Below are 10,624 nucleotides of genomic sequence, written 5' to 3'. Positions count from 1 at the left end.
GTGTGAAAGTAGGTAATCGTCAGGCTCCCCCTAAAAACCCCTTGCTACAACGCGTAGCAAGGGGTTTTTGCTTTTCTCTCGCCGATAACCCCCGCCGATAATGCCGGGCACGCGTGGATGGCGTCGCCTGACAGTGGCACCTTGTAATACCACCGTCGATCACGGTTTCAACGGCGTGATCGCCGTCAAATCGCCGCTTCTATTTGCGACAGCCGTCCGGGAACGCGGCACGCCAGCAGACACCAACGTGCAATGCCGACAAGCGATGCGATGCCGAAGCGCACTCGTATTCGCACGCGCTTGCCTCAACGCAGTGAGCAGGACAGCCAATGAGCGATGCGCACGCCATCGAGGCGGGAGCCTTCCGGCGTGTCGCTGCCGAGCATCGTCACGATCACCGGACGCCGCTTGTGCACCATCACTCGCATCACCATGTTATGCCCGGATTCGTTGATGAAGCCGGTCTTTTGAACGCTTGCATCCACTTTTCCGTAGCGCACCAGACGATTCGTATTGACATACTGCAACTGTCCTTTGCCCGTATTCACCCGTTGCTGATGATCAATCGAATAACGACGGATCAGTGGGTAACCATTCGACGCTCGCACCAGATGCGCCAGTTCGCGCGCCGTCGATACGTTACGCGGCGATAACCCGGTCGAGTTCTTGAAGCGCGTATTGGGCATGTTCAAGGCACGCGCCTTGGCATTCATGGCAGCGATGAAGGCAGCTCGTCCGCCCGGATAGTCGCGGCTCAATGCAGCGGCAGCACGGTTTTCCGACGCCATCAGCGAGATGTGGAGCATGTCTGCGCGCGAAAGCGTCGAGCCCACCGCCAGACGCGAGTGGCTGAACTTGAGCGTATCAATATCGGCATTCGTGACCGTAAGCGGGGTACGCATGGCCGGTCCTCTATCCAGCCATACGACGGCCGTCATCAGTTTCGACAGCGAAGCAATCGGGCGCACCTGGTTGGCGTTGAGGGAGAAGAGCGGCGTCCTGGTTTTCTCGTCGACGATATAGACGGCGCGTGAGAAAAGTCGTTTGCGTGATGCCGGTGTGAAGCCGCAACGCGCGAGCAGACGCGGCTTGGCGGTAGTGCGCGCTTGCGCGGGCGCTGCTTTGTTCGCTCCGGCAGCTCCCGCTGTTCCCGCCACTCGAGACACTTTCGACACCGCCTTGCGCGGCGTACCGGTCGATCTGCGCTTCCCAGCAGTCTTCGCCGGACGCGGCGGTTTCGTCACTTCGCGACGTGCATGGGGTTTTGCCCGATGATGCGCCGATCGCTGGTGCGCGGGCCGCGCGGCCGCGGCTTTCCGACGCGCGGGCTTCGACGGCGTCTTTGCTACAGTTCTTTTCTTCTTCGCCGAAGGGTGGCGGTGCTTGCCGTGACTCGAATGATGGGCGGTCGCCGCGAGTGCATCGCTGACCGGTAGCCCGGCGACGAGCAGCATCAATCCGAAGAGCACCAGGCGAGCGAACGCTTCGGTGCGTGGTGGCAAACGAGGGAGTCGAGGCAAGAACAGGCTGAACGGTGGGTACCACAGAGCGGACATCTTCGCGCGGTTCCGAAGTAGGAAGGGATGGTCGGCACGTGTAGGCAACATGCACCTCTCGCGGTGGAGGTGACCAACGCGATGCAGGCCCAATACACGGGGAAACCTGTTGGACGATACCCGGGCGAGGAGTTCCTGAATCTCTGGTCGGCGTCTTACAAAACGTTACAACTGCTGCGCCGCCGACGCGGGACGCGCCGAGACGCAGGCTGCATGGATGGGAAGGGGCGGTTCGGGGAAAGGGTCGGAGACAGCGGCAGTGTTCCGGACGGTACGGTCGTTGGCGTCGCGCGGTGCCGTTTGCCGATGCTGCTCGCCGTTATCCCAAAAAATGGGGCCGCGAGAGCGGCCCCTTCAACACATGGCATCCGAATGCCGTTCGGATCACGCCGCCGGTTCAATAGCCGAGTGCGAGCCCCGTGTTGCGGCGCGGATCGTTCGCACCGTAATAGCGATTCTTGCCGACCGGCTTGCCGCCGAGTGACGGCGCGCCAACGAGAATGGCGGCGACGTGGTTCGCCGGTTGCGGACCGGCAAACTTCTGGCCCCAGCTCTCAAGGATCTTCTGCGTGTCGGGACTCAGCGCGAACGGCTCGATGTTGGTCGCGTCGGGCATCCACTGCTGGTGGTAGCGCGGTGCATCAACAGCCTCCTGCAAATTCATGCCGTAATCGATGACGTTGAGCATCGTGAGCAACGTGGCCGTGATGATGCGGCTTCCGCCCGGCGTCCCTACAACCATGACCGGCTTGCCATCCTTCGTGACGATGGTCGGGCTCATCGAGGAGAGCGGACGACGGCCCGGGCCGATGGCATTCGCTTCCCCCTGAATCAGGCCGTACAGGTTCGGCACGCCCACCTTGGCCGTGAAGTCGTCCATTTCGTCGTTGAGCATCACGCCCGTGCCGTTGGCCATGACCTTGGCGCCGAACCAGTCGTTGAGCGTGTAGGTGACCGACACCGCGTTGCCATCGCGATCAATGATCGAGTAGTGCGTGGTATTGCTGCCTTCGTGCGGCGCGACCCCCGGCTTGATCTCCTGCGAGATGCCGGCCTTGTGCGGGTCGATGGCCGCGCGAATCTTGGCCGCGTATTGCTTGTCGAGCAAGTGAGCGACCGGGTTCTTCACGAAATCGGGATCACCCAGATAGCTGTTGCGGTCGACGTACGCGTGGCGCATTGCCTCGATGGTGTAATGCACTCCCTGCGCCGAGTGATACCCCAGCTCGGTCATCGGGTAGCCTTCGAGGATATTCATGATCTCGCAGATCACCACGCCACCCGAGCTGGGAGGGGGCGCCGAGACCACGTGATAGCCGCGATAATCGCATTCGACCGGCGCCAGTTCGCGTGTCTTGTACTGATCGAGATCGGCCTGCGTGATGATGCCGCCGCCGGCCTTCATCGACGCCACAAGCTTGTTGGCGACTTCGCCCTTGTAGAAGCCGTCGGTGCCCTTGGCGCTGATCAGCTTCAGCGTACGCGCGAGATCCTTCTGGACAAGACGCTCGCCCGGCTGGAATGGCTGGCCCTTGTTCAGGAAGATGGCACCCGAGTTGGCGCGGTCGTTCTCGAAGTTCTTGGTCGACGTCCACAACATGTCGGTGTCGCCCTGATCGAGCACGAAGCCCTTTTCCGCCAGCGTGACGGCAGGCGCGATCAGTTGCGCCCGCGTCCTGGTGCCGTATTTTTCACGCGCGTATTCCATGCCCGAGACGCTGCCCGGTACGCCCACGGCGCGATAGCCGGTGGTCGAGGCACCCTTGATGACGTTGCCGTCCTTGTCGAGATACATGTTGGCCGTCGCCGCCAGCGGGGCCTTCTCGCGGAAATCGAGGAAGGTCTTGCGGCCGTCCGCAAGCTGGATCGTCATGAAGCCGCCACCACCCAGGTTGCCGGCGGCCGGATACACCACGGCGAGCGCATACCCCACGGCAACGGCCGCGTCGACGGCGTTGCCGCCGGCCTTGAGCACATCCACGCCGACTTTCGACGCCAGGTGCTGGGCCGTGACAACCATGCCGTTCTCGGCACCGACGGGTGCCTGCGAGGCGGCGTGAACGTTGAACAGTGCACAGCTCAGGGCTGTCGCCAGAAGCGCTTTGGAGAAGGTTGGATTTTTCATCGTCTTTAAGTGTTCTTGTCCGAGCGAGATAGGGGGAGTTTCAACTTCGCTGGCGACGGACGCACGACCGGCAGCTCGCCCCACAACCGTGCCTGAGGCCAGCACGGTTGTGGGGCGACGTCTCCGCTGCCCAGACTTCGGCATGCTTAACAGCTCCGTCGACCATGGAACGTTAACGCATAACGGGGAATTGGGGAAAGATGTGACACGCGTCCGAGTGACGGGCCACAGCGCGAGATCGTGTGGCCCTGGACATTTCGAAGACATGCTCGCTCGCCTTTGCCGACAAGCGTTTGTGCCTATAAGGGGTCAGATGGCGGTGGCGCCAACCGGTCGAAACGAGGAAGATCGTCAGGCGAAACGGAGCGGAAAAATAAGATTTCGCTTTGCGGTTGTTGCGCTGTCACCACGTTGACTAGGCGCGCTTGCGCAGTTCGAGCCGGATGACGAAGCCGCCGGCCACGGCCGACATGATCGCCAGCGCATACCACGTCAGCAGATAGCTCATGTGATTGTTCGGGAACGTCACCACGGTGAGGCCACCCACAGGGTAGTCGCGTGCCGGTGCCTGGCCGGTGATGGCTTCGGCATCGCCGCCGACGAGCGCACGGCTTGCATCGGCGCCCGGCTTGCCGTCGGCATCGACGAAGAAGGGCGCCACGTCGGCGGCCGTCAGTCCGCGCGCGGCTGCAATGGCCGCGACGTCGCGCGAATACCAGAGGTTTTCCGATGGCGCATTCTTGCGAAGGAATCCGCCGCCCGGCTCGGGCATGCGCAGCAGGCCGGTGACAGTGACCTCACCCGACGGGGCGGCCGGCACGGCTTCTTTCCAGCCCGGCGGGACAAAGCCGCGGTTGATCAGCACCTCGCCGCCATCTGCCGTGTGCAACGGTGTGAGCACCCAGTAGCCGCCCCCCAGGTCGGTGACGGCTTGCACGAGCGTGTCCTTGTCGAACTGATACGTGCCGGTGAGCGAGACGTGGCGGTACTCATCCTCGGCCGCGCTGACGGCGGCCCACTGGGCACGCAAGGGGGCGGGGGCGGGCGGCGCATGCACACGTGAATTCACCCGCTCGATCAGATCGAGCTTCCAGGCGCGGCGATGAAGCTGCCAGGTCCCGAGCGAGACGAAGACGCTGACCAGCATCAACGTGATGACGCCAAGGATGACCAGCCGAAGCGGCGAGGGGCGGGAGGGCGCACCGGAAGTGCGCGGGGGACGCTGTGCGCCCCCCGAATCGTTAAGTCGATTGCTGCTCAAGGGAAATGCCGTTCAAGGGAGGTTTTTCGTATCCTGCATCATACCCGCCATCATGTTCTGGTTCAGGTGATACATCACCCATAGCGAACCCGACAGCGTGATCACGACCAGCACGATCGTGAAAATCAGCGACAACAGATTCCAGCCGCCTTCGGAGCGCCCGTTCATGTGCAGGAAGTAGATCATGTGGACGATGATCTGAATGGCGCCGAGAAACAGGATCATGATCGCGGTGGTACTCGATTTCTCGAATACGCCGCCCATCACGAACCAGAACGGGATGGCGGTAAGCACGACCGACAGGATGAAGCCGGTCGCGTACCCGCGCAAGGTGCTGTGCGGCCCTTCCTCGCCATGATCGTGGTCGTGGTCATGCCCGTCGGCATCGTGCAGGGTCGAGTCGTGGGTGCTCACGGCAGCACTCCCATCAGATAGACAAACGTGAAGACGCCGATCCACACCACGTCGAGAAAGTGCCAGAACATCGACAGGCACATCAGGCGACGGCGGTTGGGCGCGGTCAGGCCGTGCTTGCCGACCTGCACCATCAGGGTGATGAGCCAGACGATGCCGAACGTGACGTGCAGCCCGTGCGTGCTCACCAGCGTGAAGAACGAGGACAGGAACGCGCTGCGCCACGGCCCGGCCCCCTCGTGAATCAGGTTCGCGAACTCGTAGAGTTCCAGCGAGAGAAACGCCGCACCGAGCACGCCGGTGACCGCGAGCCAGCCGAGCACCGCGCCCTGGCGTCGCCGCTGCATCTCTAGCATCGCGAAGCCGTAGGTAATCGACGAGAGCAGCAGGAAGGTCGTGTTGAGCGCCACGAGCGGCAGCTCGAACAGCTCCGCGCCGGTCGGCCCGCCCGCGTAGTTGCGCCCGAGCACGCCATACGCCGCAAACAGGCAGGCGAAGACGAGGCAGTCGCTCATCAGGTAGACCCAGAAGCCGAGCAGCGTCCCGTTGGGCGGATGATAGTCGCTCGTCAGCATGAACTTCAACTCGCCGTCGTGCGGCGGGCTGGGCGTGTGGGCCCCGAGCGGGACGCCGCCTGCCGGGAAGGTTGCCGTCGTATCAGACATGCTGCGCGAGCAGGCGCGTGCGCGCTGCCTCCGTTTGTTCGACCTGGTCGGCCGGGATGTAGTACTCGCGGTGGTAGTTGAACGTGTGGCCGATAGCGGTCGCCAGCAGCGCCACGAATGCCACGATCACCACCAGCCACATGTGCCAGATCAGCCCAAAGCCGCAAACCGTCGCAAGCGCTGCGAGGATGATGCCCGCGCCCGTGTTCTTCGGCATGTGGATCGGGATGAAGTCGTTCTCTGGACGCTTGAAGCCGTGCTGTTTCATCTGCCACCAGGCGTCGTTGTCATGGATGAGCGGCGTGAACGCGAAGTTGTAGGCCGGCGGGGGCGACGACGTCGACCATTCCAGGGTGCGCCCATTCCACGGATCGCCCGTGTCGTCGCGCAACTGTTCGCGGCGCATGAAGCTCACCACGAGCTGGATGATGAAGCACCCGATGCCGATGGCGATGAGCAGCGCGCCCACGGCGGCGACCTGGAACCAGATCTGCAACGACATATCGTCGAAGTGACTGACGCGGCGCGTCACGCCCATCAGGCCCAGCAGATACAACGGCATGAAGGCGACGTAGAAGCCGATGAACCAGAACCAGAACGAGCACTTGCCCCAGAACGGGTCGAGCCGGTAGCCGAAGGCCTTCGGGAACCAGTAGGTGATCGCCGCCATGACCCCGAAGATCACACCGCCAATGATCACGTTGTGGAAGTGAGCAATCAGGAACAGGCCGTTGTGCAGCGAGAAGTCGGCCGGCGGCACGGCGAGCAGCACGCCGGTCATGCCGCCGATGACAAACGTCACCATGAAGCCGACGGTCCACAGCATCGGCACTTCGAAGTGGATGCGCCCGCGATACATGGTGAACAGCCAGTTGAAGATTTTCGCGCCGGTGGGTATCGAGATGATCATCGTCGTGATACCGAAGAACGAGTTCACACTCGCGCCGGAGCCCATCGTGAAGAAATGGTGCAGCCAAACGAGATATGACAGCACCGTAATCACGACCGTCGCATAGACCATCGACGCATAGCCGAACAGGCGCTTGCCGGAGAAGGTGGCGACCACCTCGGAGAACACGCCGAACACAGGCAGCACGAGAATGTAGACCTCGGGGTGGCCCCAGATCCAGATCAGGTTCACGTACATCATGGCGTTGCCGCCGAGGTCGTTGGTGAAGAAGTTGGTGCCGGCGTAGCGATCCAGTGCCAGCAGGGCGAGCACGGCGGTCAATACCGGGAAGGCGGCCACGATCAGCACGTTGGTGCACAGCGAGGTCCACGTGAAGACCGGCATGCGCATCATTGTCATGCCCGGTGCGCGCATCTTCACGATGGTCACGAGCAGGTTGATCCCAGAGAGCAGGGTGCCGATCCCGGCAATCTGCAGTGCCCATATGTAGTAATCGACCCCGACGTTCGGACTCTGCAGAATGCCCGATAACGGAGGATAGGCCAGCCATCCAGTACCGGCGAATTCGCCCACGAACAGCGACAGCATCACGAGCATGGCCCCGCTCGTCGTCATCCAGAAGCTGAAGTTGTTGAGGAATGGAAACGCCACGTCGCGCGCGCCGATTTGCAGCGGCACCACGAAGTTCATGAGGCCGGTCACCAGCGGCATCGCCACGAAGAAGATCATGATCACGCCGTGCGCGGTGAAGATCTGATCGTAGTGGTGTGGCGGCAGATACCCCATGTTGCCGCCGAACGAGATGGCTTGCTGCAGCCGCATCATCGCGGCGTCGGCAAAGCCGCGCAGCAGCATGATGATGCCCAGGATCACGTACATGATGCCGATCTTCTTGTGATCGATGCTTGTGAACCACTCGCGCCACAAGTATCCCCACAGCTTGAAGTACGTGATGACACCCAGCACAACGATGCCACCGAATGCCACCCCGGCAAAGGTCGCGACGAGGATCGGTTCGTGGTACGGGATCGCCTCGAGCGTGAGGCGGCCGAAGATCAACTTGACGATGTCCATAAGCTCGAGCCTGGGATCAATCGCGCACGAGGCGCATCATTGTCGACGGTTGGGCGCGGTGTGCGTCACTGTGCGAGTCCCACACCGGGGGCGCGCTGTGCGCCGGACGCGAACTGCACGGTGTTCTGCGCCGTGCACATCGCGTCGGCAAGCAACGAATCGGACGTGCCGGTGCGCGCCCGGCTGGCGTGCGGGTGATTGGGCTGATCCATCATGTCCTTCAGACAGGTCTGTCCGGGCTGCACGCAGCGGTTCAGAATCGCGTCGTAGAGATTCGGCGCCACATCGCCGTAGTAGTGCACAGGCACCCATTCGCTGGGTTGGGCGAGGGCCTCGTACTTGTCGCGCGTGAGGTTGTCTCCGCGGGCCTTGACCTGCTTGACCCACGCGTCGAAGTCGACTGCCGACAACCCATGGAACTTGAAGCGCATGCCCGAGAAGCCCGCGCCGCTGAAGTTCGCGGAGAAGCCGTCATAGATACCAGGCTTGTTGATGACCGCGTGCAACTTCGTTTCCATGCCCGGCATGGCGTAGATCTGTCCGGCCAGGGCGGGCACGAAGAACGAATTCATCATCGTGGTGGATGTGATTTCGAAGCGGATCGGGCGGTCAACGGGCGCGGCCAGCTCGTTGACGGTCGCGATGCCTTGATCGGGATAGAAGAACAGCCACTTCCAGTCCATGGCCACTACTTGCACCCGGAGCGGGCGCGTGTCGGGCGGCACCTGGCGTTTGGCGTCGATGCGCTCGAGCGGGCGGTAGGGATCGAGCTTGTGTGTGCTCACCCAGGTGAGCGCCCCCAACGCAATGATGATCAGCAGCGGCGCGGCCCAGATCAGCAGTTCGAGCAGCGTCGAGTGATCCCATTCGGGCGTGTAGACGGCGTGTTTGTTAGACGCTCGATAACGCCAGGCGAAGACCAGTGTCAGCACGATCACCGGAACGATGATCAGCAACATCAGGACAGTGGAAATGATGATGATGTCCCGCTGCCTTACCGCAAGATCGCCAGAAGGCGACATCAAAACGGTATTGCAACCGGACAGCAACGCGGCGGCGGGGAGTAAAAATATCCCGCGAAAGAGCTTGGGGGAAGTCATGCTGCGATCGATGGAACCGTAGCCTCAGACCGGGTTCATCATGGACTCCCCTCCCTGAAGCGGCAATTTAGGGTAAACCCTATGGCGTCGACTCACGATACCTGCGATGCTCTTCTGGCACGAGTGTCATGGTCATCCCGATCCGCGAGGGGGTCCGATAATGTCAAGCAGTGCTCATCAATCGCCGACGCCGCCCGGCGTGACCGCCGCAACGACGGCGCACGATCACGGGAACAAGTCCCGCATCGCGCCGGAAGAAATCGCGGTCGGCGTGGTGGTCGGACGCACGTCCGAGTACTTCGACTTCTTCGTGTTCGGCATTGCCGCCGTCCTCGTCTTTCCACACGTTTTCTTCCCGTTCGCCGATAGCCTGCATGGCTTGTTGTACGCGTTCGCCGTCTTCTCCCTCGCGTTTATTTCGCGCCCGTTCGGTACCACACTCTTCATGAACGTGCAGCGCCGCTGGGGACGCAGTGTCAAGCTCACGGCCGCGCTGTTCGTGCTCGGCACGGCGACCGCCGGCATGGCGTTCCTGCCGGGCTATTCGGTGCTGGGGGATCGCGCCATCTGGCTGCTGGCGTTCTTCCGGCTGGTGCAGGGCATCGGTTTCGGTGGCTCGTGGGATGGACTGCCGTCGCTCCTCGCGATGAACGCCCCGCCGCAGCGGCGCGGCTGGTATTCGATGATGGGGCAACTGGGCGCGCCGATCGGCTTCATCATCGCGGCCTCGCTGTTCCTGTTCCTGCACTGGAGTCTGGAGTCCGACGACTTCCTCACGTGGGGGTGGCGTTATCCGTTCTACGTCGCGTTCGCCGTCAACGTGGTGGCGCTGTTCGCACGGCTGCGCCTGGTTGTCACGCACGAATACACAGAGATGCTCGAAGAGGGCCAACTGGAGCCGATCAGCACGCGCGAGATGGTACGCTCGCAAGGCTACAACATCTTTCTCGGCGCCTTCGCCGCGCTCGCGAGCTACGCGCTCTTTCACCTGGTGACGGTATTCCCGCTGTCGTGGATTGCGCTCCAGAACAGCCAGGATCTGAACAACGTGCTGATCGTGCAACTGTGCGGTGCCGCGATTGCCATCGTGTGCACGGTGATTTCCGGGCGCATTGCCGATCGTATCGGCCGGCGCACCACGCTGGGCCTTTTCGCCCTCTTCATTGGCGTGTTCGCGCTCTTTGCGCCGTTCCTCATGGGCGGTGGATCGACGCAGCAAGACATCTTCATCCTGGTCGGCTTCGCACTGCTCGGTTTGTCGTACGGGCAGGCCGCCGGCACCGTGACCTCGAACTTCGAGCAACGCTTTCGTTACACCGGGGCAGCGCTGACGACCGACTTCGCGTGGTTGTTCGGCGCGGCCTTCGCGCCGCTCGTGGCGTTGGGCTTGTCGTCCGAGTTCGGGCTGATCGCCGTGAGTGCCTATCTGCTCTCGGGCACCGTCTGCACGCTGCTGGCATTGCGTATCAACAAGGCGTTGGAGACGCGCGATTGATCGCATGCGCGGCAGACGGCTTCT

8 protein-coding genes are annotated in these 10,624 nt (G+C 62.4%); 1 reads left to right on the top strand and 7 read right to left on the bottom strand.

Features of this window, described 5'->3' with window-relative positions; genetic code table 11:
- Positions 1 to 305: 305 nt before the first annotated feature.
- From PTE31013_RS21975 to cyoA, 7 genes are all read right to left on the bottom strand, one after another.
- Complete coding sequence (locus PTE31013_RS21975) at positions 306 to 1,556, bottom strand: serine hydrolase (RefSeq protein ID WP_150614763.1); 1,251 nt, start codon at positions 1,554 to 1,556, stop codon at positions 306 to 308.
- Positions 1,557 to 1,953: 397 nt separating this feature from the next.
- Positions 1,954 to 3,576 carry a gamma-glutamyltransferase gene (ggt, locus tag PTE31013_RS21970; RefSeq protein ID WP_246174820.1) on the bottom strand — a complete coding sequence of 541 codons (1,623 nt, stop codon included), beginning with the start codon at positions 3,574 to 3,576 and terminating at the stop codon, positions 1,954 to 1,956.
- A gap of 520 nt (positions 3,577 to 4,096) precedes the next feature.
- Positions 4,097 to 4,942, bottom strand: coding sequence for an SURF1 family protein (locus tag PTE31013_RS21965; RefSeq protein ID WP_246174815.1), 846 nt, complete (start codon positions 4,940 to 4,942; stop codon positions 4,097 to 4,099).
- 12 nt (positions 4,943 to 4,954) lie between these two features.
- Complete coding sequence (gene cyoD, locus PTE31013_RS21960) at positions 4,955 to 5,356, bottom strand: cytochrome o ubiquinol oxidase subunit IV (RefSeq protein WP_150614761.1); 402 nt, start codon at positions 5,354 to 5,356, stop codon at positions 4,955 to 4,957.
- Positions 5,353 to 6,021 carry a cytochrome o ubiquinol oxidase subunit III gene (cyoC, locus tag PTE31013_RS21955; protein ID WP_150614760.1) on the bottom strand — a complete coding sequence of 223 codons (669 nt, stop codon included), beginning with the start codon at positions 6,019 to 6,021 and terminating at the stop codon, positions 5,353 to 5,355. The genes cyoD and cyoC overlap by 4 nt, the downstream gene beginning before the upstream one ends.
- Positions 6,014 to 8,005 carry a cytochrome o ubiquinol oxidase subunit I gene (cyoB, locus tag PTE31013_RS21950; protein ID WP_150614759.1) on the bottom strand — a complete coding sequence of 664 codons (1,992 nt, stop codon included), beginning with the start codon at positions 8,003 to 8,005 and terminating at the stop codon, positions 6,014 to 6,016. Before cyoB ends, cyoC begins: the two co-directional genes overlap by 8 nt.
- A gap of 65 nt (positions 8,006 to 8,070) precedes the next feature.
- Positions 8,071 to 9,105 (bottom strand): ubiquinol oxidase subunit II, encoded by a 1,035-nt coding sequence (gene cyoA, locus PTE31013_RS21945; protein WP_150614758.1) that lies wholly within the window; start codon positions 9,103 to 9,105, stop codon positions 8,071 to 8,073.
- A 160-nt stretch (positions 9,106 to 9,265) separates the two neighbouring features.
- Between cyoA and PTE31013_RS21940 the strand changes: the two genes are divergently transcribed.
- Positions 9,266 to 10,600, top strand: coding sequence for an MFS transporter (locus PTE31013_RS21940; protein WP_150614757.1), 1,335 nt, complete (start codon positions 9,266 to 9,268; stop codon positions 10,598 to 10,600).
- Positions 10,601 to 10,624 lie beyond the last annotated feature (24 nt).

The organism is Pandoraea terrigena, assembly GCF_902459705.1.
Classification (GTDB): Bacteria; Pseudomonadota; Gammaproteobacteria; order Burkholderiales; family Burkholderiaceae; genus Pandoraea; species Pandoraea terrigena.
Note: the sequence above shows the minus strand (reverse complement) of the source record. Positions and strands in the feature narration are given on the sequence as shown.

Excerpts from the sequence above, each read along its gene's own strand:
- PTE31013_RS21940 (WP_150614757.1), top strand. The coding sequence starts at position 9,266 with ATGTCAAGCAGTGCTCATCAATCGCCGACGCCGCCCGGCGTGACCGCC.
- cyoB (WP_150614759.1), bottom strand. The coding sequence starts at position 8,005 with ATGGACATCGTCAAGTTGATCTTCGGCCGCCTCACGCTCGAGGCGATC.
- cyoA (WP_150614758.1), bottom strand. The coding sequence starts at position 9,105 with ATGACTTCCCCCAAGCTCTTTCGCGGGATATTTTTACTCCCCGCCGCC.
- ggt (WP_246174820.1), bottom strand. The coding sequence starts at position 3,576 with ATGGTTGTCACGGCCCAGCACCTGGCGTCGAAAGTCGGCGTGGATGTG.
- cyoC (WP_150614760.1), bottom strand. The coding sequence starts at position 6,021 with ATGTCTGATACGACGGCAACCTTCCCGGCAGGCGGCGTCCCGCTCGGG.
- PTE31013_RS21975 (WP_150614763.1), bottom strand. The coding sequence starts at position 1,556 with ATGTCCGCTCTGTGGTACCCACCGTTCAGCCTGTTCTTGCCTCGACTC.